The following is a 26748-nucleotide window of genomic DNA, read 5'->3' on the forward strand; positions in this document are numbered from 1 at the left end:
AGACTACACCTCCTCTTTTAACATCTTTATATATTTACATCGTTTTTTATTTCCAAAACTCTGATCTAAAGATTGAATAACACTTTTTACGCTTAAATCAAAAGTTTTAAGAAGAATTTGACATAATTCAAGTTCTTCCTTTTTAAACTTACTTAAATCTATACTTAAAAAGCCTTCATTCAACTTATAATTAGCCTTAAGACCTAAGACATCTTCTATTCCTATAATAGCACTTTGAGAAAGTACAGAAATAGAATTGCATATAATATCATAAGCTTCTCCTACAGTAGAATTTAATTCTCCATTTGAAAGAGCATGACCTTTAATCTCAAAACCAACTATATTTTCTTTGCTTTCTTTAATTACAACTGTAATCATATTAAGCTTCTATTTTTTCTATAACTAACTTAGTGTATGGTTGTCTGTGACCACTTTTTCTTCTGTAGTCTTTCTTTGGTTTGTACTTGAATACTACAACCTTCTTAGCTTTGCCTTGAGCAACAACTTTAGCAACAACCTTAGCACCTTCAACAACTGGCTTACCAACTGTTATTGCTCCATCTTTTGATACAGCAAGAACTTCTGTTAATTCAACTGTTGATTCAACCTCAGCATTCATTTTTTCAACGAATATTACGTCTCCTTCTTGAACTCTGAATTGTTTTCCACCTGTTTTAACTACTGCGTACATTAAATACACCTCCTCATAACGGTCTCGCCACTTCAGGTACACATATACCTGTAATTTATAAAATAAATCATAAAAAAACTAAAATGTTTATGTGATTTTTCAACCCTTCGCGTGCGGTTTACAAAAGCCATTTTATCATACGGCACAATATTTGTAAAGTTAATTTTAGTATTTTTCAATATTAGTTACTATGTATTGCTTAACATTTTCTATTTGATTTTTAAATATAAGCGGCTCTACTTTATAGTACTCTATTGAATCTATAAAATTCAAATAAATTTTCTTATCTATTCCATCTATTTCCTTTAAAAAATAAAATAAGTTTTCTTTTATATCTTTTTCATATTCTTTATTTATTTCTATATAGAAATCATTTATAGAAGAGCCTTCTCCTTCAACTTTTAATATTTCATTTTTTATCAAAAGTGATATATAAGAAAGTTTTAGTTTCTCTCCTGTTCCATTACATGTACTGCATTTTTCTTCTATATATTCATATATACTTTTGCCTCTTCTTCTTCTAGCTATTTGAACGAGATTAAGTTCTGTAAAAGGATATATTATACTTTTTCTTTTATCATTTTCTAAACTCTTTTTTAAAAAAGCAGAAACTTTTTTCTTATTACTATCATTTTTCATATCTATAAAGTCAACTAATATAATTCCACTTAAATTTCTAAGTCTTATTTGTCTTCCTATTTCTTCTGCAGCTTCTATATTAGTTTCTTCTGCATTCTTTTCTGCATTTTTCCCAGTTATATTTTTGCTAGAATTAACATCTATAACATACATAGCTTCTGTTTTTTCTATTATTATATTTCCACCACATTTTAAGTTAATTTTATTTTTTCTAAGAGCTAAAATTTCTTTTTCTATTCCATAAAAATCAAAAAGACTTCTTTTTTCAGTATGAATTACTATATCTATTCCTTCATCTTTTGCTAAGTAATTACTTATCATAGAATAATCATTTTCATTATCTACATAAATTCTACTTGTATCTTCACTTATATTATCTCTTAAAACTTTATGTATTAAAGAATTTTCCCCATAAAGTCTTTTAGGTTTTAAAGAATATTTTCCTTCTCTTTCTATATTATAAAGCTTATCTTCTAATTCATTAATCTCATTCTTTAAGGTTTCAACACTTACAAACTGAGCGTTTGTTCTTATAGTTATTTCTATACCACCAATTGGATCTATAGAACTTTTTATAGTTTTTATTAAATCTTTATCAGATATCTTTTTTGAAAAAATTATCCCTTCTTTTCCTGGAGTTAAAACTACATATCTACCTGGCAAAGTATATTTATTTGTAATTTTTGCTCCTTTATCTCCAAACTGTTCTTTTATTACCTCTACAATTACATCGTCACCTTTTTTTAATTTATTATTATTGGATAAAGTCATATAACCTTGTTTTTCATAACCTATATCTACAAATAAACATTTTATAGCTGGTATTATATTTTTTACTACGCCTTTATATATTTCTCCTGGTAAAGGTTCATCTCTTTCCTCTTCTATAAAACATTCACTTAATAAATTATTTTCTTTTAAAGCTATTCTCAAAAGTTTTTCTCTTCTTTCAATAAATAATTCCTTCATACCTACACCTTTCCTCTTTAAAGATATAAAGTTGTGCATAATAGCACAACTTTATATATGATAAATTATATATTTTTAATTTATAGAGATTAATTTATATATATTTATAAAGAGGCACTAATTTTTTTCCCTTTAGTGCATACATTTCTTCTCTTTTTATTTCCACAAAAGCATCCTTATTAGCATCAGTAGTATGTTCTTTTATAAAATTTGCTAAAAGATCTGCTGATAAGTTTTCTCTGCTACCACAAGCTATTAAAGTATTTACTATTAAACATTCATCTTTAACCCAATATTTAAACTCTTTTACTAAAGGTTTAATGTCTACTGTTTTTTCTCCCTTTTTGCTCTTTTTAACAGTAACCCATTCTTTCTTTGATAAAAGTTCTTTCATTTCTTCTTCTATTTTAGAAGTATTATTATATTTTATTTTTATAGTATATAAAGCTGCATCTATAAGAGCCATTCCTTGAGGAACTCTTTTTTGATTCATAACAACTTCAATATTACTTACTTCTAAAAATTTAATTCCCTTACAAGTATAGTTATTCAATATATTTTTAACTTCCTCATTTGGAAGAGTTTCTGTTAAAACTATATCTAAATAATCTCCTGTAGAATATACTCCAACAGATAAAGGCTGAGCTATTGAAAGACTCATATGTGGATTAAATCCTTTTGAATACTCTATTGGAAGTTCCGCTCTTCTAATTATTCTTTGAATTGTTCTCATTAAATCTAAATGAGATATAAATTTTATATCACTTTCTTTAGTAAATTTAATTAAGTATCGCACCTTCAAAACACTTCCCTTCCTTAAAGTTTACATTTATACCACAACCTGTACATCCTTTTCTACAGTTTTGAGTAAGAGCTCCAACTTTAGCTTTTTCATTTTCTCTTTCAAGATATGATCTATTTACACCTATATCTATAAAGTCCCAAGGAAGTATTTCATCATAACTTCTCTCTCTAAAAGCATAAAAATCTCCATCAACATTGCATTCTTTTAAAGCTTCAGTCCATACTTCAAAATCAAAGTATTCTGACCAACCATCAAATTTAGCACCTTTTTCAAAAGCTTTTATTAAAACATCACAAAGTTTTCTATCTCCTCTTGCAAATACAGCTTCCATATAAGATGTCTTTTGCTCATGATAGTTATAGTTTATAGCTCTTGTTTTAATAGCTTCCTTAACAGCACTTATTTTTTCCTTAACTTCTTCACTTTTCTCCATTGCAGCCCATTGGAAAGGAGTAAATGGTTTTGGTACAAGTATTGATGTACTTACTGTAATCTTTAATCCCTTATTTCTTATTTCCTTTGGAGTAGTGTAATACTCTCTTGCTATTTTCTCAGCTAATAGACCTATTTCCTTAGCATCTTCTACAGTTTCATATGGAAGTCCTATTATGAAATAAAGCTTTAAAGTGCTCCAACCTGCTTCAAACGCATTTTTAGCTGCCTTTAATATTTTTTCTTCTGTTAAACCTTTATTTATAACATCCCTCATTCTTTGAGAACCTGCTTCTGGAGCAAAAGTTAATCCTGTTTTTCTAACTTTTTGAATTTCTTTTATTAAATCTACTGAAAAAGCATCAACTCTAATAGAAGGAAGAGCAATTCCTACATTTTCTTTACTATGTTCTGCTATAAGTTCAGTTATAAGTTCTCTTATTTCTGAATAATCACAGGTACTTAATGAAGCTAAGGAAATCTCATCATATCCAGTTGCCTTAACTAATTCCCTTGCTTGCTTTTCTAAAGTTTCCCTTGATTTTTCTCTAACTGGTCTATATATCATTCCTGCTTGGCAGAATCTGCATCCATTAGTGCATCCTCTAAATACCTCTAAAACTATTCTATCATGAACTATTTCAGTATATGGAACTATCATATTTGTTGGGAAAGATACATTGTCAAAGTTTGGTATTATTCTCTTTCTAACAACAGCTGGAACATCATCATATTTAGGTTTAAATTCTTTTATAGTTCCATCTTCATTGTATGTAACATCATATAAAGAAGGTACATATACACCTCTTATTTTTGATATTTCTCTTAAAAATTCCTTTTTCTTTCCTTTGCCCTTGTACTTTTTATAAACATCAAGAACATCATTCATAACTTCTTCACCTTCTCCAAATTCAAAGAAGTCTACAATATCACAAAGAGGCTCTGGATTGTATGCACATGGTCCACCAGCCATTACTATTGGCTCATCTTCTCCTCTTTCTGATGCTCTAATAGTTATATTAGACATATCTAACATATTTAATATATTTGTATAACTCATTTCATATTGAAGTGTAAAACCTAATATATCAAATTTATTCAATTCATCTTTACTTTCTAATGCATATAAAGATATATTATTTTCTCTAAGTTGTTTTTCCATATCAGGCCATGGTGCAAAAGCTCTTTCACAATAAGTATCTTTTCTTTCGTTTATTGTATGATAAAGTATCCTTGTTCCTAGATGAGACATTCCAACCTCATATACATCTGGAAAACAAAAAGCAAATCTTATGTCAACTTCACTTGGATTTTTTATAACTTGATTAAGTTCACCACCTATATATCTAGCTGGTTTTTCAACTTTATATAAAATATCATCTGATATTCTAACCATTATAGTTCCTCCTATGTCTTTAGCGACTTATTTTAAAGAAAAAAGAAGTACATCTCTATACTTCTTTTATCGTCATTATATTTTATCATAAAAGATTAAAATTCTCCAACTTATTTATGTTATTTGTTTATTAATACTTATATATTCCTCTAAGGAAATATTGCCGTATTTTTTAAGTCCATCAATTATTTTATCTTCATAAATTTGACCCAGTACCTTCATATCATCATCTAAAACAATAAATAGATTAAATTTATTTTTATCAACCAAACTAAAGACTTTTGCAAGTCCTTCTTTATAATGTACTGATATTGTTTTATTTTCTAACCATTTATTTTTATAAAATCTCTTTTTCTTTTTAAAAATATCTCCCATTATAATATACATTATCCTTCCTTTTTCTTTATATGTTAAATATAGTATAAATATAGAGCAAAATAGTAGACTTATGTTTAATCTATGTAAAAATCCATATAGAAAAAATAACCCCATAAGAAATATACCGCAGATATAACTTATATAAATAGTTATATCATGAGCTCTTTTATATAGTATTTTTTTACCTAAATATGATCTAACTATTCTAAATCCATCTAGTGGATATGCAGGTAATAAATTAAATAATCCTAAACTTAAATTTATTTCAAAATTTATTTGTAAAATATAGCTATTTATTTTTAAGTTAAGAAAATAAAATAGTATAGCCATCATAATGTTAAATAAGGGACCTACCATACATATTAAAATTTCCTTATTACATCCCATCTCATCTAAATCTTTAAGTTCTAAGCTTACACCTAATGGCCCTAATTTAAAATTTTCTATATTAGCTCCAAGAATTATAGACACAAAACAGTGACATAATTCATGAAGGATAATCCAAAAAAAAGCTATAAAAATAACACTTTTAAAACCTAAAATAAAAAATATAAATATTTGAGGAATTAACCATTTGCTAATTTTTATCATCTATCCTCCTATATATTTTATTTATATATTGAAAGTTAATATAATTTATAATATTATCTATTCCAAATTATAGTTATAATTTAGTATTTTATTAAAAAAACTATCTAAATTAATTTCTTCTATAAAAGCAGCTTTAGTATAACTATTAATTTTGTTTTCTATAAATCTATTATTACTTATAAATAATATAGCAACAATAAATACTAAACTTACTAAGGTTTCTACAATGAATCTTTTAAAGGAAAATCTAACAAATAAATACTCTAAAAAATACTGGTTTTTATTTATACTTGTTGAATTATAATTATCTTTTGATTCTATCTGTCCTTCATTATTTCTATTAAACTTATTCTTAGCTAAATTACTATAATAATTTCTATACTCATTTTCATATAGTCTCAATTTTATTTCTCCATAAATTATTCTTACATAATTATTTATATTTTAAACTTAATAAAAAAATGATTGTAAAAGTGGTTTTCTAAAATTTATTATAAAAGAATAGGAACATTTTTTATTTAAACTGTATATAATACATCCCATTTTTCCTATAAAAAAAGCTATAAAATAGATTTTTTTAAATCTATTTTATAGCTTTTTATTTTTATATAAATACAATTTTTATCTTAAAGCTTTTACAAATACTTCTGCACTTCCTATATTAGTTGCTATAGGCACAGAATGAACATCACATATTCTTATAAGAGCTGAAACATCTGGCTCATGAGGCTGTGCTGTTAATGGATCTCTAAAGAATATAACAAAATTAATTTTGCCTTCTGCTATTCTACCTCCTATTTGTTGATCTCCTCCCATAGGACCTGACAAATATCCATGAACTTTTAACCCAACTTCTTCTGTTATTCTCTTACCTGTAGTTCCTGTTCCACATAAAGTATGCTGTTCAAAAATATCTTTATATCTTGATACAAACTCTATTAGTTCTTCTTTTTTTTCATCATGAGCTATTAACGCTATATTCATTTTCCCCTCTCCTTTTTACCTTGATTTTATTTATATAATTTAATTAAAAGTTAATCTTTTTCCTTCTCATACCTACATTAAGTACTAATCCAATAGATAATACTGTAGTCATAAGGGAACTTCCTCCATAACTAACTAGCGGAAGGGTTATACCAGTTATTGGCATTATACCTATAGTCATTCCTATATTTTGAAGTATAGCAAATAAAAAATAGGCAGCCATTCCAATACATATTATGGACCCAAAAATATCCTTAGCTTCTCTAGATATTAATAAAAATCTATATATCATTATCCCATAAATTACAAGCAAAAATATTGCTCCTATAGTTCCAAAGTGTTCTCCTATTATTGAAAATATAAAGTCTGTTTGATTTTCTGGTACAAAAGTAGAAGAATATCCACCTACTGAATCCTTATTCATATTTAATCCCGTGCCAAAAAAGCCTCCAGATCCTATTCCAATCATTGATTGATTTAACTGAAGATTACTTCCAAGTTCATCAGCTTCTGGATTAAAAACTGCCTTTATTCTTCCCTTTTGATAATCATGAATAAGACCAGAATTCCAAACTATTACTATAGCTACCATTATACTTGCTAATCCGCCAACAATAACTCTCCAATCTAATCCAGCACAGAAGAATATTCCTAATGCTATAAAAAAACACACCATTGTCATTCCCATATCCGGCTGACTAACTATAAACATCATAGGTACAATGGCATAAAAGGCCAAAATACAAAAATTTTTAATATTATTAATTTCTCCGTCCATATCATTTAACTTTTTTGCTAGCATAAGTATCATACCCATCTTTGCTAGTTCTGCTGGTTGAAGAGAAAATGCCCCATATCTTATCCATCCTTGAGCTCCATTAATTGTTGCTCCTTTAAATTTTGTAAAAATCAAAAGACCTATACAAATCCAATAAAAAATTGGAACATAAGCCATTATTGTACTGTAATCTATAACTAAAAGAAAATACATTACAAATAATGATAAAATAAGCCAAACAAATTGTTTTTCTGAAAATTCCATTCCCTTACTTGCTCTTGTGGCTACATATATGTTAACTATCCCAAATAAGACTATCATTATCATGGATATTAATATGCTAAGATCTAATTCTTTTAATAATTTAGTATCAATTTTCAGCTTATTTAACATATTCTTTTACCTCCGATTTTATTTTATTTATAACATAATATATTATAACTTATAAATAATAAATAACAAATGACAAATTATTTATAAAAAACACCTAGTTTTCATAAAATTAGGAAAACTAGGTGTTTTTTTATCTTCCTTTAACATTCTTTATAGGAATATTTGCTACTAAAGCTGGTGACTCTCCTTCTACTTCTGAAGGATTAGTCACTGCAATGTCTATATCATCGATATCTATCTCAATATATTTTGATAGAACTTCTAATATTTCCTTTTTCATCTCGCTTATAACTTCAGGCGCTAAATCCCCTCTATCGTGGATTAATATTAGTCTTAACCTATCTTTTGCAACATCCTTTGGGGTTGGTTTATTGGAAAATTTTCTTAAAAACTCCATTACTTTATCCCCCTATCTTCTTTTAAATAATTTTTTTAGTGAACTTAAAAATCCACCAGAATTTTGACTTAAATCCATTAAAGGAACTTCTTCTCCTGTAATTCTTCTAGCTATATTCCTAAAAGCTTCACCTGCCAGTGAATTTTCCTCTAAAACTATAGGCTCTCCTTTATTAGTTGATACTGTAACATCTCTATCATCCGGTACTACACCTAAAAGTTTTATAGATAGAACTTCTATTATATCAGCTATATCTAGCATTTCTCCTTTTTGTGTCATTTCATAATTAAGTCTATTTATTATAACACTATGGTCATCTAACCCCTTAGCATCTAATTTCCCTATTACCCTATCTGCATCTCTTACAGATGTTATTTCTGGATTTACTACAACTATAGCTCTATCAGCTCCAATTATAGCATTTTCAAATCCTTGTTCTATACCTGCTGGGCAATCTATTACTACATAATCAAACTCTTCTTTAAGTTCACTAACTAATTTAAGCATCTTATCACTGCTTATATCATTTTTATCCTTAGTTTGTGCTGTTGGTAATAAACAAAGGTTTGGAAATCTCTTATCTTTTATTAAAGCTTGTTTTATTCTACACCTATTTTCTATAACATCTACTACGGTATATACTATTCTATTTTCTAATCCCATTAACACATCTAAATTTCTAAGACCTGTATCTCCATCAACTACTACCACTTTTTTTCCTAAAGCAGCTAAAGCTGTTCCTATATTAGCTGTAGTTGTAGTTTTACCAACTCCACCTTTACCAGATGTAATAACAATCGCTATTCCCATAAACTAATTCCTCCAAAATATTTTAGTATATATATTTATTAGGTAAGTAAGGCTCTACAATAATTGAATTATCTTTTAATCTTGCTACCTCTGGATGTTTTGGCTTTTCTTCATCATCTGGTGATATAGTTAAAATATCACAAATTTGAAGAACTTCAGGCTGTAATAAAAAAGCAGCTATTATAGCCTTATTATTTCCGTTAATCCCTGCATATACTAGTCCCTTAATAGCACCTAAAACTATTATATTTCCTGCAGCATGAACTTCTGCACCTGGATTAACATCACCTATAATTACTACATTACCTGAGTAATTTATACATTGTCCACCTCTTACCGTCTTTCTTACAAATTTTGTTCTGCCTTCATAGACTCCAGTAAATGTTTTACTTTCTTTTTCCTCTTTATCTTTAAAGATACAATCTTTAATCATAACTTCTTCAAAAAGAACATCTTTAAGTCTTCTCATTTGTCTTTCATTTATTAACTTAAGGCTTGTTACTACAGTCATAGTAGCTCCCTTATAGAATTGCTTTCCCACTGATAATCTATCTAAAAGATTATCTAACATTTCATCAAAATCTTTAAACTTGTCCATATTAATTAGAGCTACTATTCCATCTTTATTACCTTTAATAAAAATTCTATCATCATACATAAGAAATAAAAACCCTCCAAAATGAGCATACTTTAGTGTCAAAATAAAAGGCATAAACCTATTTTATATACTCTTACTCTTTAATTATATACTCTAAAAAACTCAACTAAAAGAGTTTTTTTATATATTAGATAAAAACTTTTCTTTTAATATATATTTATTGTCATAAAATATATAAATAAAAATATTTCCATATTTTATTATACAATAAAAGAGCCTAACAGTACTATGAATATTATACATTGCTAAGCTCTTTTATTTTTATAATCTAAAATATAAAGTAAATATTTATTTTAAATATTTATTATATTTTAATTAGTCTTTTTGTTACTTTACTTTAGCTGCTTTTTTCTCTTCTTCAGCTTTTTTCTTTTCTTCTTCTGCTTTTTGTTTTTCTTCTAATTTAGTTTTCTCAAGCTGTTTTTGTTCTGAAAGATGAACTCCATCATCTTTAACATCATCTAGTGGAGGATTTAATGAAAATGTATATGTTCCTCCATCCATAAATGTTGGTTTATAATTTGGATTTTCCGTCTTTAACTTATCTCTATAGTAAGTTTCATAGATAGCTCTTGCAACTGGTGCTCCCAAATATCCATGACCACCATCATAAATAACTACTGCCACTGCAATTTCTGGATCATTTATAGGTGCCGCTGATACATAAACACCAAAGGCTTCTCTACCAAAAGTTTTTTGATCTTCTCTAAAGGTAGCTGTACCAGTTTTACCCCCAGTTCTTATAGGAAATCCCCTAAATACACTTGCAGCTGTACCTACATCTACACTGTTAGTCATTTCCATACCTTCTCTTATTGCATTTACTGTACTTTCAGACATATCTATTTTATCTAAAATTTCAGGTTTAAACTCTTCAACAGTTTCACCTTCTGAATTAGTAATCTTATCTACAAGATGGGCTTTGTATCTAGTTCCACCATTTACAACTGTTGCAATATAGTTTGCAAGTTGAACTAATGTAAAGTTATTTGTACCTTGACCTATAGAATCATATACAAGTTCCGCTGGAGTTGTTATAGCTCCATCTTTATTTGATATAAATTGTTCTAATGCAAAAACTACTGTCTTGACTGAGTTTTTCTTTCCTTTAGCTTCAAAATCAGCTATACTTTTTTGATATTTAGGAGATACCTTCTGAAGCTCTTCAATTGCAGCCTTAGTTTTTTTATTAAAATCACTAGAGCCATTTTTAAAATCTGAATTGCCTATTTGATTTAATCTATCATTTACTATATCCTTTAAATTCTGTTTTGCCTTTTTTATAGGCTCAGAATCATCTTCATTATATGCAATATCTAATGGTGCAAATATATAGGAATCTATAGCTCCCTTCTCAAGAGAATCTACTAATTCATATTTTGCATAATATATATTTTGCTTTTTAAAACTTTGAAAATTATAAGTTTGCCCAAAATTTTCTGCAATTTCTATACCAGTAGAAGGTTTTGCATCACTATTAGGATCTACTCCAAGGCCTGCTTTCCAAGCATAATGGGCAATTGAATCTAAAGCACCAATATTTCTTCCATTTTTCATATACATTCTATATCCTGTCTCATAGAAATAGTGGTTACAAGATACTGCAATAGCTTTTCTTATATCTATATTTGCTCCGTGATCCTTATTATCTTGCGGAGCAAAGGTTTTACCAAAAACCTCTGGATGTTCATTAAAATAATATTTTTCAGGAATAACTTCATTTGGAGTTACAACACCTTCACTTAAAGCAGCTACTGCTGTCATTGGTTTAAAGGTAGATCCTGGTGGGAAAAGTCCCATTGTTGCATAGTTATACATAGGCTTTGGAAGTACATCGTATCTATCTTCCCTATTGCCATTTTTATCTTTAGGAAATACTGTATCTATGCTAGTTTTTAATCCTCTAGCCTTTATAAAAGCTTCTCCTTTTTGCTCTATATCTGTATTAAAATATTCTTTCATAGTATCTGGAGTTAATGCTCCTGGAGTAGAAAAAACATTAGGATCAAAATCAGGATAACTTACCATAGATAAAATTCTACCAGTTTTAACTTCTATCGCAACTGCTGCCCCTCTTGTTGCATTTCTAGTATCTACATCTTCAGCAGCTCTTCCTGTTTGAAGAAATTCAAGCTGATGCTTAAGCATTTGTTCTGCCGAATATTGTATATTTTTATCAATTGAAAGATGAACATTTTCTCCTGGTGCTGGCTCTAATTTAAATAATTCCTCAGTTTTTCTTCCTGAGGAGTTTACCTTAACGGTAGTACCACCTTTTGCACCTTTTAATATTCTTTCAAAAGCTGCTTCAATTCCAGCAACACCTATTTTATCAGTAGATACATCATATCCCTTTTCTTCATATCTATCTTTTTTATCTGAATTTATGGAAGATACATATCCTAAAACTGAAGATGCTAAATTTCCATATGGATAATATCTCATAGGCTCTAAAACAACATTTATTCCAGGCATATCATTAAGCTTTTGGAGAAATATAAATGCTGTATCTTGATTTATATTTGCTGCTACAGTTATAGGTTTAAATCCTGAAAATGATTGGATTTTTATAGCATCCTTTACAACCATATATCTTCTTATATCTTGCTTTGAATATTTTTCTTCTACTTTTTTTGCTATTTCAGAAGAATCCTCTTCTTTCAATTGCTTTATTTCATCCTTTGTAGGATTCAATAATCCATATAATCCATAAAGTTTTATTAAATAATTAAAGGTTTCATCAGGAGTTATCTTTAAAAGCTCTTCATTTATTTGGCTCTCTTCATCATCTGTTAAGTCTCCTTCCTTTCCTTTAAATAATTTCTTTCTTATAGAATCATTTAATCCTCTATCTCTTTTAAATCTTATTTCTAAAGCTTTTTTAGTTTCATCATCAACATTTCCAAAGTCAAAATAAACTTTTCCGTCTTCGTCTACTTTTAATTTAAAATCATCTATTTGTTTTTCTCCCCTATCATCTAACTGAGAAAAAACTTTTTCCATTGTAGTAAAAAAATCCTTTGTAGACTTATCTGTTTCTGTAAATGTAATATTATAGGTCTGCTTATTTGTTGCTAAAAGATTATCACTTGAATCATATATCTTCCCTCTAGGTGCCTTTTCTGCTAAAAATCTTCTAGCTGCAGTATTAGCTTTATCTTTATAGTCATTATATTTATAGACTTGAAGATATAAAAGTCTTAACAAAATAACAGAAAAAATACCAAACATTATACCTATTAAAACAGAATATCTATTTATCGGCTTTTTCTTTTTAGTTGTATTTTTCATATAACCACCTATTATTTATTAAATTTCCATTGACTTTTCATACTCTCTTTGTTTGATAACTTGTATGTCCAATTATATATAAAGAAGGCTAAAATCATATTGTAGATACCCATTATTACCATTCCAAAATCTACTTTAACAGAAATATTTATAAATTTCATAATTAGAAATACTAATATATATTTAAGAACGGTTATACCACCTACTAATAATACTGGCACTAATCTTTTATTTCTAAATATATTTTCCCCTATAAAAGCTGCTAAATAACAAAGAAGTAAATTAGTTAAACAATTAATCCCAAATCCATTTGCAAAATATAAGTCTTGAAGTGCTCCTGAATATACTCCTATGATAATAGCTTCACTTTTACCGTTAATAATAGAAAAGCATATAGCAAAAGTAAATAATAAGCTTGGATATATGCCTTTTATTGATATAAAAGGCATTATACTGTTATCTATAATCAAAAATAAAATACATAAAAGTGCAAGGACTACCCTTTTCATAAATTAGCCCTCCTTATATTGTATTTCTTTTGAAGTTTTATTTTTAGGAATTATAATTAATAATTCCTCCAATTTTGAAAAATTAACATAAGGTTTAATAACAGCTGTCTTTTGAACATTTACCTTATCTTCTTCAACTGACATAACTTCCCCTATTCTTATATCCTTTGGGTAAAGCAATCCTAAACCAGAAGTTGTAATTATATCTCCTTCTTTTATTTCAGAATTTATAGGTAAATAATAAAGTTTTGCTAACATATTATTTTTATTATCCCTATATCCTTTAACTATACCACTACTATCTTTTGTGCTTTGTACCATAGCACTTACTGCAATATTTTCATTTACAAGACATTGAACCTTCGACCAATTATCATAAACTTCTGTAACTTGACCTACTAATCCAATTATATCATCACTATTTTCTCCTCCAGCAGATGCTACTACCACCACGTCTTTTTCAACGCCGTCTTTTTTACCTTTATTTATAATATAACCATCAATAAAACTTCCGCCCATTTTTCCTATTATACTTGTGGTTACATAATTATAATCTGATTTTTGATTTTTAAAATCTAAAAGATTTTTTAACCTATCATTCTCTGATTTTAAGCTATCATATTCAATCATATTATTTTTAAGTTCTACATTTTTCTTTTTAAGCTCTTCATTTTCTTTTTTTACTTCTGAAAAATGAAAGAAAAAATCAAACCCACCTTTTACTTTATCTAAAGCATTATAAGCAACTTTTTGAATAGGATTTAATGCACTACCTGCTGCTCCTATAGCTATATTTCCATTATCCCTCTTGACACTATAAACAATTATCCCTAAAAAGGTAACTGACAGTACTATAACAGTAACTGCCAGTTTATTTTTGAAAAACTTCATATGCTATCCTCTTTGTTGTCTTATAAGATCAAATTTATCTAGAGCCTTTCCAGCGCCAAGTGCAACACAATCAAGAGGTGATTCTGCTATATGTACAGGCATATGTGTTTCGTGATTTATTAAAGCGTCTAATCCCTTTAATAAAGCTCCTCCACCTGCAAGCATTATTCCTTTATCCATAATATCTGCTGCTAATTCTGGTGGTGTTTTTTCTAATGTTGTTTTTATAGCTTCTATAATTGCTGCTACTGGTTCTTTTAAAGCCTCTCTTATTTGTGATTCTGTAACAACTACAGTTTTTGGAAGTCCTGAAATTAAGTCTCTTCCCTTAATTTCCATTGATGCTTCTTCTTCAAATTCATCTGCTTTAAAGGCTGAACCTATTTCCATTTTTATTTGTTCTGATGTTCTTTCACCAATCATTAAATTATATTCTCTTTTTATATATCCAATAATAGCTTGATCCAGTTCATCTCCAGCTATTCTTAATGACTTACTTGTAACTATACCTCCAAGAGATATAATAGCAACCTCAGTAGTACCTCCACCGATATCTACTATCATGCTTCCTGTTGGTTCATCTACTGGAAGTCCTGCTCCTATTGCAGCTGCCATAGGCTCTTCCATAAGAACAACCTCTCTTGCACCAGCTTGTTTTGTAGCTTCTTCTATAGCTCTTCTTTCAACTTCAGTTACTCCTGATGGAAAGCAAACTATAATTCTTGGACTTGTAAATGCACTTTTATTTGTAATCTTTTCTATAAACTTCTTAAGCATTGTTTGTGTTATATCAAAATCTGCTATAACTCCATCCTTTAAAGGTCTTATGGCAACAATGTTGCCTGGTGTTCTACCTATCATTTGTTTAGCTTCTGTTCCTACTGCTAATGGTTTTTTTGTTAAGTTATTAATAGCAACAACTGAAGGTTCTCTTAATACTATACCTTTTCCTTTTGAGTATACAAGAGTGTTTGCGGTACCTAAATCTATACCCATATCTTTAGTCATTCCAAATAATCCCATTTTAATTCCCCTTTCAGTTAGATTATTCCTTTTTCTTTCAAACTTATAAACTTGTAATTTCCTATTATAATATGATCCAACAAGTCAATACCTAATACTTTTCCACATTCTTTTAATCTAAATGTTATATTTATATCCTCTTCACTAGGAGACGGATCTCCTGAAGGATGATTATGACAAATTATTATAGAAGCTGAACTAAATTTTATAGCTTCTAAAAAAACCTCTCTCGGATGAACTATTGATGAATTTAGAGTTCCTTTAAAGACATCTCTATCCCCTATTATAGCATTTTTTGTATTTAGCATTATGACTTTTAATACTTCTTGCTTTAAGTTCATCATATATCCCATAACATAATTAGCTATATTCTCAGGTTCTGTCACCTTTATTTCATCTATATCTAACTTAGAATATTTAAATCTTTTAAAAAGTTCACATAAAGCTAGTATTTGTGAAGACTTTGCTTCTTTAACTCCCTTTATTTTCATAAGATCTGAAGAAGATGCTCTTAATAATCCATTAATCCCTTCAACTTCTTTTAATATTCTTCCACTTAGACTTAATATATTTTCTTTAGATGTACCTGTTCTTAAAATTAACGCTAAAAGTTCTGAATTAGATAAACTTTCTGCTCCATAAATTTTAAGTCTTTCCTGAGGTCTTTCTAATTTAGGAATATCTTTCATTGTTAAATTTTTAAAGTCACAAAACTTATTTTTCATTAAGAATTCTCCTCATTTAAAGAATCCTCATCCCCACACTTAAATTTCCTTTAATAATCTTTTTAACCTATTCAGTGGAAGTCCTACAACATTATAGTAACAACCTTTAATTTCTTCTACAAAAACCCCACCATATCCTTGGATACCATAAGCTCCAGCTTTATCCATTGGCTCTTTAGTATTTATATATTTTTTGATATCCTCATCAGATAAATTAGAAAATTTAACTTCAGTACAAACTGAATCATTAATAATTTTACCTGTTGATGTGTTTATTAAAGAAATTCCTGAATATACTTTATGACAATTTCCACTAAGCCTTTTTAACATAAAAAAAGCTTCTTCTTCATTTTTAGGTTTACCTAAGATTTCCCCTTGGAAAGTTACTACGGTATCAGCAGAAATAACTATAGAATCATTTAAGTTAAATTTTTCTGCTACAGTTTTACCTTTCCAATAAGCAATCTCCTCTACATACCTTGATACATCTCCCTGAAAAACAACTTTATCTTCATCAAAATCAGAAACTATTATTTTATAATCCGATATTATTCTTGATAAAAGTTCTTTTCTTCTTTCTGATGCTGAGGCTAAAATCTTTTTCAAACTATCACTTCCTACATATGACTTATAAATATTATTACCAATATAACTAAATATATTGAAACTAATCTAAGAACCTAAAATAATCGAAAAAACTTTTTATGCTAATCATCGTATGAAGTTCAACTAATTATAAAACAAAAATACTAATATTTAGTAAAATTTCAATTTAAAATTTATTACAAAATTAAATCAAAATTCGTCTTTCTTCATAGCTTTTCCACTTTATAATTACATCTTATATAGTTTAACATTTAATAATTCACTTAACAAGTAAATTTAAAGTTATTTAAAAAATTTTTATTATTTTTATAATCTTACTATAATATGGATTATTAGCAATCTACCATTATTTTTAAAATAATATTTTTTAACCATATATTCTAAATTTTTGTAAAAATTCTCATAATTTTATGTATAAAAAAACTAAATTTTTATAGAAATAAATAAAATAAAGTATTTATATCATTTTACTTAAAAAATTTGTTTAAGCTACATAATATAAATACTTTTAATTTTTATATGTTATATATTTTTAATTTACTCTAAAAGGGCTTAAAGCCTTATATATTGTTTTATATGTTTGTTCTATATTTTCTTTATTTAATTCCTCTGGAAGCTCTGAAATTTCTTTTTTTACATCTTTTATTGTCTCTATATGTTCTTTACTATTAGGTTCTTCTAGGGAAGTTGTCCATTTTTTAAAATCTTCTGTTTTTACACTTTTAACATCTTCTTCCTGAAGCTTATTTACTATTTGAAGATACCCATTAACTATTTCTGCAAGTTCTGCAGCTCCAGAATCTTCCTTTCCTATTTCATAACGAGTAACCATACTTTTTATTCCTTCACTTTCTAATTTAGATGCGACCTCTTCTCCCTTTACTTTATCTCCTATAAATACTCCCACTCTAAATTTATCTCCATCTTGTACCGAAAAAGAATTATATTTTTCTCTAAGAGCATCTCTTTGAATATTAGCATTTGCTTCTTGAGAATAAACTCCACACTGTACTACTGCTAAAGAAAGACTGTTTTGGCTACTAATATTTTCTCCATTATCCTTATTTTCATTTATTAGAATACTATTTGAAGTATCTTTTGAAGGTTCATTTTTAAGAGACTTATCAAAAATAAACTTTCCCATAACAGTTGCTACTAATATAGCCACTAAAATCATACTCATAAAAACAATAATTACTTTTCCAATATCCCCACCTTTATTTTTTTTCTTTTTCCAATCATATCTTGTGTATTTCATATTATCACCCCACATTAATTTCTATATTTATATTCATATTGTTAAAAGTGATAATATATACCTGTATTTTTATATATAAAAATTAAATCCCCAATATATTTTGTAAAATTTATAGTTTTACATATATTAAACTTATTACTATAAAAATAATAAGTTCTAATTTGATAATAAATTTAATTACCTAACTAGAACTTAAAACTATTTATTAAATTAATATTAAACTGAATGTCTTTTTTTAAATATATATCCAGAACTTAAAGTAGCAACTATTATAAATATTGCTGGTAATATAAATTGAGGGGAAAAAGGATTAAGTATATTTTTCCCTATTATTGAATAACATAATGTTTCTGGAACAACCCCTAATAAAGATGCCAATATAAAATCTGTATATTTTATACTAGTTAATCCGCAAGTATAGCTTAAGGGATCATAAGGAAGTACTGGAGGTAATCTTAATAAAAATAATATTTTAAACCCTTTTTTGTCCATATTTTCATCAAGCTTAATCATCTTTCCTCTAACTATAGTTTCAACAAAACCTCTTCCTAATTTTCTTGCAATCCAAAAAGCTATAGTTCCTGACAAGAAAAACCCTACCATATTTAGAATAAATCCATTAAATGGTCCAAACATCACTCCTCCTGCTAGGGAAACTACTGCTGATGGAAAAACTACTACAAAAGGTTTTAAAGCATAACATATTACAAAAAATAATGCTGCATATTTACCTTTTTCTTGAATGAAGTTTGCAATGGAATCTATACTAAATTCTTTTAGGTTTTTCTTTAATATAAAAAAACCTATAATCCCTATTACTATGATTCCAACAAAAATCGTTAGTTTTAAATATACACTTTTTTTCTTCATACTATCATCCCATATTCTTTCACTAAATTATATTTTTACAATTATCTAATATTATAAGGTATTAATTTTATATTTTAAATACATTTTTTATTAAATTAACATTTTATAGATTTATATACATTTATTTGTGAAGATATTAATTATAAATTTATTTAAAAATTTAAACTATAAAATCATTCATATTTATAATTAATCATATAAAAGTAATAATTCTCCACATTTTTTATTATATTACTATGAATGAAAAGAAAATTTTATGAGATATTTAAGATAAAAATAAAAAATATCATCTATTTTTAATAGATGATATTTTTTATTTTTACTCTGCTGAATAATAGCATCTCTTTGGTGATACTATTTTTTCTTCTGATTTTAAAGCTTTTATAGCTTTATCTATATCTTTTTTATCAACACCTAATTTTTCAGCAATTTCTCCACCTTTTAATGGCTCCTCTGAATTTTTTAATAAATCATATACTTTTTCTTTTATATCCATAGTAAACCTCCAAATAACCCTTTTATTTATAAATTATAGAATATTTTCTTAATAATGTCTATAAAGTAATAATTGTTTTCTTTTATTTAATATTTTCTAATATTTTAATTAAATACTCCCATTGATTTTTTACAGAAGATATACTTATATGTTCATCTGGTGTATGAACATCATAAATATCAGGACCAAAAGATATAATGTCTATATATCTATCTTTAAACTTTTCTTTAAAAAATCCACACTCTAACCCTGCATGTAAAGCTAATATCTCTGGTTTTTCACCTGTAATATCCTCATAAATCTTTTCACATAAAACTCTTAATTTAGAATCCTTATCATATTGCCATCCTGGATACTCTGATGATTCTGAGTAATCTGCATTAATTAACTGTGATATAACTTTAAGTCTACAAGCTATATCCTCCTTTAAAGAATCTATAGAACTTCTAATTGCACTAATATATTCTACTTCACTATCAGTAGTTTTAACCATTCCTAAGTTAGTTGAACTTTCCACTAGTCCCTCAATATCACTACTCATTGTATTAACACCACTTGGTATTAATAAAAGAGCTTGTATTGCTTTTTTAGTTGTGTCCTTAGAAAATACCTTTTCTATTTTAAACCTCTCTTTATTTAAATTAATATCTATATTAGAATCTATTTCTTTAAATTCATTATAAAAAGTCTTTTTCCACTTATCTATAATGTTTTTGCATAACTGAAAATCATTTTTATCTATAGAAAGAATAACTTCCCCTTCTCTTGGGATAGCATTATCTCTATCTCCTCCATTTATTTTTACTATTTTATAATCTATGTTACTTAAAAGATCATTTAATATTCTTCCTAAAAGCTTATCACTATTTGCTCTTTGTTTATGAATCTCCATTCCAGAATGTCCACCTTTTAATCCACTAATAGATATTTTTATTGGAATAGATTTATCATCTGATTTCTCCCATTTTATTTTTAAAGAAATTTTAACTCTAACTCCTCCTGCACTACTTACTAAAAGTTTTCCCTCTTCTTCTGAATCAAGGTTTAAAAGTATTTGGCCTGTTAAATTTTTAGCATCTAAAGCTACTATTCCTCTCATATCCATTTCCTCATCTGCAGTAGCTACAAACTCTATAGGTGGATGATTTATATTTTTAGAATCTAGCAAAGCTAACCCATAGGCTATAGCTATACCATCATCTCCTCCTAATGTTGTTCCAGATGCATATATGTAATCTTCTTCTACTCTTAATTTTAAAGGATCTTTTTTAAAGTCATGTATAACATCACTATTTTTCTCACAAACCATATCCATATGCCCTTGAATTATAACTGTAGGAGAAGCTTCATATCCTTTAGTTCCTGGTTTTTTTATTATTACATTTAACATATCATCCTGTATAACTTCTAAACCTCTACTTTTAGCAAAATTTACAAGATAATCACTAATTCCCTTTTCATTTCCAGATTCTCTAGGTATTTTTGAAATTTCCTCAAAATACTTAAATACATTTTTAGGTTCTAAATTTGATATTATATTCATATTTATTCAAATCCTTTCCTACATTAATAGAGTTCAAATAAAATTATCGTCCTAATTATATAATATCTATTTTTTACTATATGTAAAATTTTAAAAATTTTAAAATTTATAATTTTTACTGAATATTTAAAATAATACTCGCAAATATTTAAATTAAGTAATATAATTAATTAATATGTAAAAATTTATAAAGAGGTGGTAAACTATGCAAAAAACAAAAATGATATTCACCATTGGTCCTGCTAGTGATAATAAAGAAACATTAAGAGAATTTATCAAAATAGGCATGAGTGCTGCAAGATTAAACTTTTCTCATGGTACTTATGAAAGTCACCTTGAAAAAATAAATATATTAAAAGATTTAAGAAAAGAAATGAATTCATCTACTGCTATATTAATAGATATTAAAGGTCCTAAAATAAGAACTCATAATTTCAAAAATGATGGAGTTACTTTAAAAGAAGGAGATAAGTTTTCATTTATTTGTGGAAAAGAAATTTTAGGCGATGAAACTAAGTGTTCTATCTCTTATGATGAACTTTATAAAGACGTTAAAGTTAATGGAACTATATTAGTAGATGATGGTCTTTTAGAATTTAAAATTTTAGAAATAGATGGTAAAGAAATAAAATGTGAAGTAGTAGTTGGCGGAGATATTAAGAATCATAAGGGAGTTAATGTTCCTAATGTTAGCATAAATCTTCCCGCAATTACAGAAAAAGATGCTGAAGATTTAAAATTTGCTTGTAAAGTAGAGGCAGATTTTGTAGCAGCTTCCTTTATAAGAAAAGCAAGTGACATATTAGAGTATCGTAAAATACTTAATGATAATGGTGGAAAAAACATAAAAATAATAGCTAAAATTGAAAGCCAAGAAGGGGTTAATAACGTTAAAGATATAATAGAGGTTGCAGACGGAATAATGGTTGCAAGAGGAGATATGGGAGTTGAAATTCCTATAGAAAAAGTTCCTATAATCCAAAAGAAAATTATAAAAAAATGCAACACTGTAGGTAAAATAGTTATAACAGCTACTCAAATGCTTGATTCAATGATAAGAAACTCAAGACCTACAAGAGCAGAAGCTTGTGATATTTGTAATGCTATCTTTGATGGTACTGATGCAATAATGCTAAGTGGTGAAAGCGCTTCTGGATTATATCCTATATTAGCAGCTAAAACAATGTCTAAAATAGCAAAGGAAACTGAAGATAATTTAGACTATGAATATATGACTAAAAGATTAAAAAATCCAGATTTAGTAGACTTTGAACATGCAATTAGCTACTCTGCTGCTAAGACTGCAAATAAATTGCCTACTAAAGCTATTGTAGCTGCTACTAAAAGTGGTGTTACTGCAAGACTTATATCTAGATATAAGCCATGTTGTCCTATAATAGCTATAACTCCAGAACCAACAGTAGCTCGTTCTCTTGCTTTAAATTTTGGAGTACTTCCAAGACTTTGTAAAGATTTCAAAACTACAGAGGAAATTTTAAGTCAAGCAAAAGAAATTGCAAAGGAAACTAAGTATATTTCAGAAGGAGATACTATAATGGTTGCAGCAGGTCCAACTTCTCAACCAGGTGGAACAAATATGCTTAAAATAGAAACAGTTTAAATAATAAGACATCTCACAAATTAAATTTTGTGAGATGTCTATTTTATTAAATATTTTTAAAATCTTTAATATTAAAATTAAGTTTTAATACTAATTTATCTCATTCATATAATACCATATTACTTTAATAAAAATCTTATATAATCTTTATTTATATACCTCTTCTAATTCATTCCACAAGAAATCCATTAATTCTTTTATCATATCTTCACTAAAGTCAAATTTAATTCCAGTATCTTTATAAAGTTCTCTTAACGGCTTTTCTGCACCTTCTGATAAACCATTCTTGTACATTTTTATAGCATTTTCTTTGTTTTCTTTATAGTTTTTATAAACTTGTAAAGCACCTAATTGAGCTATGGCATATTCTATATAATAAAATGGAACTTCATATATATGAAGTTGTTTTTTCCATCTATGTTTTAATTCCTCAGAAAGTCCAGACCAATCCATATAAGTATATACAAATGCTTTAGCTATTTTAGTAAACTCTTCATTTCTTTCCTCTTCTGTCACATCTGGATTTAAATATATCCAATGTTGAAATTTATCTACAACCATTGCCCAAGGAAGAAATTTTATTATTCCTTCTAGTTGTTCTCTTTTAGCCCTCTTAAAGTCTTCTTCATTATAAAATTCCTTCCAATGTTCCATTGTTAGAAGTTCCATAGACATAGATGCAAGTTCTGCAATTTCACTTGGAGTATCTTTATACTCTGGAACCTTTATATGAGATGCAAGCATAGCATGAACAGAGTGTCCTCCTTCATGGCAAAGAGTAACCATATCTCCTTGACTATTATCACTATTCATGAATATAAATGGTATATTACTTTCAGGAAAATAGTCACAAAATCCACCTGGTGATTTAAATTTCCTACTATCTAAATCCAAGGTTTTTTCTTTATCCATTCTATTTAAAACATCTCCAAAGAAAGGATTTAATTTATAAAATATATTTGTAACTCCATTTATTAATTCTCTAGTTGAGTTACATGGCTTTAAAGGAGTCTCACCTTTAAACACTCCTTGCTCATCCCAAGGCCTAAAACTATTTACTCCAAGTTCTTTTGCTTTTCTTTTTTCTATTTTTTCTTTTAGTGGAACTACATATTTTCTAACAGCTTCATGGAATTCATTACAATCTTCTGGATTATAGTCAAATCTTCTAAGATATTTAAACATATAATCTCTATAATTAGAAAATCCTGCATTTTTAGCAATTTCATTTCTTATATGAACTAATTTATCAAATATATCATCTAATTTTTCTTTATCCTGTAATATTCTTTCCTCTATTAATTTAAATGCTTTTTCTCTTACATCTCTATTTTCATTTCTTAAATATTTACTCATCTGAGGAAGTGTTTTTTCTTCACCGTCCCAAATAACAGTCATTGAGCCTGTTACATCATAATATTTATTAGCTAATTTATTTTCTTCTACTGATAAAGGAATATTTTCTTTTCTAAAGATTTCTATATCGTTCCTTTTTATTTTTAACATTAAATCATAATAAGAATCTAATTCGTCCTTTAAAGAACTATTATAAATAAAATTATTTATTTTATCTTTATATTCATTAATTATTGGCATTATGTATTGTTGATCATATTCATAGGTTTTCTTTATCTTTAAATCATTATTATACCCATTAAATTTAGCATAATTTCTACGTAATCTTTCCTCTATTATATTAGATAACTTATCAAAGCTACTTATCCATTCCTTTAATTCTTCTACATTCTTTATATTCTCTTTTAAAAGTTTTTCATAAGCTTTAATTATTTCTTCTTTAGGCTCATCATCATTTATATGCTTTCTTAAATCATCAAATTCCATAATAACCCTCCATTTTAAATAATATTTATATTTTAATTATAAAATATATTATCTTGAAAATATTTATGCCTTTTTTATTAAAATTTTGTTTATTTTGATAATAATTCAATCTTTTCTTTAAGATAAATGCTTTTAGGAAAAATCCCTTGTAAGTATTTGTAGGTTTCTTTAGCCTTTAAATCCTCTTTTAGTATTTCATAGCTCTCTCCAAGTTTTAGCTGTATATCTATATCAGTTCTCACCTTATTATTTTTATTTAGTCTTTCAATTATTTCTATAAAATCTTTATAATTTTTTAAATTAAATAAACTTAGTGCCTCCAAAACTTCAAATACTAAATCTTTATTATTTAATTCTAGACCCTTCCTAGAACATTCTAAGCACAACTTAAAATTTTTATTATTAAACTCTTTAATGGCACTTTCTTTTAAGATGCCAAACTCACTTTTTAACTTTTTAAAATCAAAGTAAAGATAAATACAATAGATTATCCCAATAAATAACATAAAAGGCATTGCAATTCCTATAATAAATATCATAACTCCTATTGCTATTTTCCCTCTCATTGAAGCTTTAGGATTTCTAAGATAAAATGGTTTTATCATTTTTATACCACTTCCTATGTAAATAAAGGTTTAGCATTAAATTTATTATCTAATGCTAAACCTAGTACATCTTAACTATAAAATATTTTTACTTTTAAAGTTTTAAATCTCCTAATTTATCCTTTAATATATCTCCTAAAGTAGCCCCTTCTTCTTCATCAACATATTTAAGATAATCCTTTGACTTTTCTACTGCATCTTTTATACTTAAGCTCATTTTATGATTTTTCTCATCTATATCTAAAACCTTAACTTTTATTGTTTCACCAATTTTTAAAACATCAGATGCCTTAGCTATATTTTCATCAGTTATTTCTGATATATGAACTAATCCTTCAACTCCAGGCTCTAATTCTACAAAAGCTCCAAAATTCATGAATTTTACAACTTTACCTTGAATGATATCATTTATTTTATATTTACCATTTAAATTATCCCAAGGATTGTTATCTACCTCTTTTAACGCTAATGATAATCTTCCTTTAATTTCATCAAAATCTTGAACAAATACTTCAACTTTATCTCCTACAGAAACTACTTCTGATGGATCTACAATTCTCTTCCATGAAAGATCATTATTATGAACTAATCCTTCTATTCCACCAATATCTACAAAAGCACCAAACTTGACAAGTCTAACTACTTTACCATTTCTTTTTTCACCTTTTCTTAAAGAAGCCCATAATTTTTTCTTTTCTTCTTCTATAGCTCTTCTCTTTTCTTCCTTTATTTTTTCGTCTATAACTCTTCTTGATACTACAACTTTTTTCTTTTCTTTATCAAATTCTATAATTTCAACTTCTACATCCTTATCAATTAATGTTTTTAAATCAATTTTTCCCATTCCAGAAGCTTGAGATGCAGGCATAAAGATTCTAATACCTTTATAGAATGCTATTAATCCGCCTTTTACTTCCTCTTTTATTTTTATTATTAAATGTTTTTTCTCTTTATAAGCCTTTTTTATACTATCCCAAACCCTTATAGAATCTACTCTTTTCTTTGATAAAGCAACATTTCCTTCTCCATTATCCTTTGATATAATCATTACATCAATTTCATCATCCACTTTTAAAATATCTGCTGGGTTAATATCTATATCGTTAGAAAGCTCTTCTTTTGATATAACACCATCTGCAAAATAATTTATATTTACAAATACTTCTTTATCTGTTATATCTATAACCTTACCTTTTACTATTTGGCCATTATATATTTTGTTAAAATCATAAGCCTTCATCATTTCATCCATTGACATATTTTCTGTTGTCATAAAAACTTCAACTCCTCATTACGATGTTCATGATTTTATTTTAACCTAATATGGTAGATTAAAACAATAGTATTAAAATATTTATAATTTTTTTCACAATATTTTTAATATAATTACAATATAATATTTATTAGAATTTTATTACATTTTATATGATATAATTTAACTAATATAATTTTTATTTATCTATATGGTATCTAATAACTTATAATATTATATAAAAAAATATATAACGTGAGTTTTTAAGTGATTTCATGCGATTTTTATTTCTAAA

General features: G+C 27.1%; 26 protein-coding genes. 1 reads left to right on the forward strand and 25 read right to left on the reverse strand.

Annotation, left to right across the window (positions count from 1 at the left end; genetic code table 11):
- Window positions 1-3 precede the first annotated feature (3 nt).
- From BUA70_RS05245 to BUA70_RS05350, 22 genes are all read right to left on the reverse strand, one after another.
- The gene (locus BUA70_RS05245) at window positions 4-378 is read right to left on the reverse strand and encodes a ribosomal-processing cysteine protease Prp (RefSeq protein WP_072894301.1); all 375 of its coding nucleotides are present in this window, start codon (window positions 376-378) and stop codon (window positions 4-6) included.
- A 1-nt stretch (window position 379) separates the two neighbouring features.
- Window positions 380-691 carry a 50S ribosomal protein L21 gene (gene rplU, locus BUA70_RS05250; protein WP_072894304.1) on the reverse strand — a complete coding sequence of 104 codons (312 nt, stop codon included), beginning with the start codon at window positions 689-691 and terminating at the stop codon, window positions 380-382.
- Between the two features lie 165 nt (window positions 692-856).
- Complete coding sequence (locus BUA70_RS05255; RefSeq protein WP_072894307.1) at window positions 857-2299, reverse strand: Rne/Rng family ribonuclease; 1443 nt, start codon at window positions 2297-2299, stop codon at window positions 857-859.
- Window positions 2300-2393: 94 nt separating this feature from the next.
- Window positions 2394-3095 carry a TIGR03936 family radical SAM-associated protein gene (locus BUA70_RS05260; protein ID WP_072894584.1) on the reverse strand — a complete coding sequence of 234 codons (702 nt, stop codon included), beginning with the start codon at window positions 3093-3095 and terminating at the stop codon, window positions 2394-2396.
- Entirely contained in the window at window positions 3079-4932 is a 1854-nt protein-coding gene (locus BUA70_RS05265; RefSeq protein WP_072894310.1) for a TIGR03960 family B12-binding radical SAM protein, read from the reverse strand. The genes BUA70_RS05260 and BUA70_RS05265 overlap by 17 nt, the downstream gene beginning before the upstream one ends.
- 114 nt (window positions 4933-5046) lie before the next feature.
- Complete coding sequence (locus BUA70_RS05270) at window positions 5047-5901, reverse strand: site-2 protease family protein (RefSeq protein ID WP_072894313.1); 855 nt, start codon at window positions 5899-5901, stop codon at window positions 5047-5049.
- A gap of 57 nt (window positions 5902-5958) precedes the next feature.
- Complete coding sequence (locus BUA70_RS05275) at window positions 5959-6303, reverse strand: hypothetical protein (RefSeq protein ID WP_072894317.1); 345 nt, start codon at window positions 6301-6303, stop codon at window positions 5959-5961.
- Window positions 6304-6522: 219 nt separating this feature from the next.
- The gene (gene mgsA, locus BUA70_RS05280) at window positions 6523-6885 is read right to left on the reverse strand and encodes a methylglyoxal synthase (RefSeq protein ID WP_072894320.1); all 363 of its coding nucleotides are present in this window, start codon (window positions 6883-6885) and stop codon (window positions 6523-6525) included.
- Between the two features lie 43 nt (window positions 6886-6928).
- On the reverse strand, window positions 6929-8056 hold the full coding sequence (gene rodA / locus BUA70_RS05285; RefSeq protein ID WP_072894323.1) for a rod shape-determining protein RodA: 1128 nt from the start codon (window positions 8054-8056) through the stop codon (window positions 6929-6931).
- Between the two features lie 130 nt (window positions 8057-8186).
- The gene (gene minE / locus BUA70_RS05290) at window positions 8187-8453 is read right to left on the reverse strand and encodes a cell division topological specificity factor MinE (RefSeq protein WP_072894326.1); all 267 of its coding nucleotides are present in this window, start codon (window positions 8451-8453) and stop codon (window positions 8187-8189) included.
- A gap of 12 nt (window positions 8454-8465) precedes the next feature.
- The gene (minD, locus tag BUA70_RS05295; protein WP_072894330.1) at window positions 8466-9263 is read right to left on the reverse strand and encodes a septum site-determining protein MinD; all 798 of its coding nucleotides are present in this window, start codon (window positions 9261-9263) and stop codon (window positions 8466-8468) included.
- Between the two features lie 22 nt (window positions 9264-9285).
- Window positions 9286-9921 (reverse strand): septum site-determining protein MinC, encoded by a 636-nt coding sequence (gene minC / locus BUA70_RS05300; protein WP_072894333.1) that lies wholly within the window; start codon window positions 9919-9921, stop codon window positions 9286-9288.
- A 327-nt stretch (window positions 9922-10248) separates the two neighbouring features.
- A complete protein-coding gene (locus tag BUA70_RS05305) occupies window positions 10249-13212 on the reverse strand; it encodes a peptidoglycan D,D-transpeptidase FtsI family protein (protein ID WP_072894336.1) in 2964 nt (987 codons plus the stop codon).
- An 11-nt stretch (window positions 13213-13223) separates the two neighbouring features.
- Window positions 13224-13721, reverse strand: coding sequence for a rod shape-determining protein MreD (gene mreD, locus BUA70_RS05310; RefSeq protein ID WP_072894340.1), 498 nt, complete (start codon window positions 13719-13721; stop codon window positions 13224-13226).
- A gap of 3 nt (window positions 13722-13724) precedes the next feature.
- Complete coding sequence (gene mreC / locus BUA70_RS05315) at window positions 13725-14612, reverse strand: rod shape-determining protein MreC (RefSeq protein WP_072894343.1); 888 nt, start codon at window positions 14610-14612, stop codon at window positions 13725-13727.
- A 3-nt stretch (window positions 14613-14615) separates the two neighbouring features.
- Window positions 14616-15635: a rod shape-determining protein gene (locus BUA70_RS05320; protein WP_072894346.1), complete on the reverse strand. Its 1020-nt coding sequence runs from the start codon at window positions 15633-15635 to the stop codon at window positions 14616-14618.
- Between the two features lie 17 nt (window positions 15636-15652).
- The gene (radC, locus tag BUA70_RS05325) at window positions 15653-16360 is read right to left on the reverse strand and encodes a RadC family protein (protein WP_072894349.1); all 708 of its coding nucleotides are present in this window, start codon (window positions 16358-16360) and stop codon (window positions 15653-15655) included.
- A gap of 39 nt (window positions 16361-16399) precedes the next feature.
- Window positions 16400-16966 carry a Maf-like protein gene (locus BUA70_RS05330; RefSeq protein WP_072894353.1) on the reverse strand — a complete coding sequence of 189 codons (567 nt, stop codon included), beginning with the start codon at window positions 16964-16966 and terminating at the stop codon, window positions 16400-16402.
- Between the two features lie 532 nt (window positions 16967-17498).
- On the reverse strand, window positions 17499-18224 hold the full coding sequence (locus BUA70_RS05335) for an SPOR domain-containing protein (protein ID WP_072894356.1): 726 nt from the start codon (window positions 18222-18224) through the stop codon (window positions 17499-17501).
- Window positions 18225-18440: 216 nt separating this feature from the next.
- Window positions 18441-19094, reverse strand: coding sequence for a TVP38/TMEM64 family protein (locus tag BUA70_RS05340; protein WP_072894359.1), 654 nt, complete (start codon window positions 19092-19094; stop codon window positions 18441-18443).
- Between the two features lie 319 nt (window positions 19095-19413).
- Entirely contained in the window at window positions 19414-19590 is a 177-nt protein-coding gene (locus BUA70_RS05345; RefSeq protein ID WP_072894363.1) for an HTH domain-containing protein, read from the reverse strand.
- An 82-nt stretch (window positions 19591-19672) separates the two neighbouring features.
- Window positions 19673-21133 (reverse strand): aminoacyl-histidine dipeptidase, encoded by a 1461-nt coding sequence (locus tag BUA70_RS05350; protein ID WP_072894366.1) that lies wholly within the window; start codon window positions 21131-21133, stop codon window positions 19673-19675.
- A gap of 205 nt (window positions 21134-21338) precedes the next feature.
- Here BUA70_RS05350 and pyk point away from each other — a divergent pair, with 205 nt between their 5' ends.
- Window positions 21339-22754, forward strand: coding sequence for a pyruvate kinase (gene pyk, locus BUA70_RS05355; RefSeq protein WP_072894371.1), 1416 nt, complete (start codon window positions 21339-21341; stop codon window positions 22752-22754).
- A 147-nt stretch (window positions 22755-22901) separates the two neighbouring features.
- Here the strand turns inward: pyk and BUA70_RS05360 are convergent, their stop codons facing one another.
- The 3 genes from BUA70_RS05360 to rpsA all read right to left on the reverse strand — a co-directional run bounded on the left by BUA70_RS05360 (window position 22902) and on the right by rpsA (window position 26474).
- Window positions 22902-24596: a M3 family oligoendopeptidase gene (locus BUA70_RS05360; protein WP_072894375.1), complete on the reverse strand. Its 1695-nt coding sequence runs from the start codon at window positions 24594-24596 to the stop codon at window positions 22902-22904.
- A gap of 89 nt (window positions 24597-24685) precedes the next feature.
- Window positions 24686-25201: a tetratricopeptide repeat protein gene (locus BUA70_RS05365; protein WP_072894378.1), complete on the reverse strand. Its 516-nt coding sequence runs from the start codon at window positions 25199-25201 to the stop codon at window positions 24686-24688.
- A gap of 94 nt (window positions 25202-25295) precedes the next feature.
- Window positions 25296-26474, reverse strand: a complete 1179-nt coding sequence (rpsA, locus tag BUA70_RS05370; RefSeq protein WP_072894380.1) for a 30S ribosomal protein S1 — start codon at window positions 26472-26474, stop codon at window positions 25296-25298.
- Window positions 26475-26748 lie beyond the last annotated feature (274 nt).

Source organism: Clostridium fallax, from assembly GCF_900129365.1.
GTDB classification, from domain to species: domain Bacteria; phylum Bacillota; class Clostridia; order Clostridiales; family Clostridiaceae; genus Clostridium_AH; species Clostridium_AH fallax.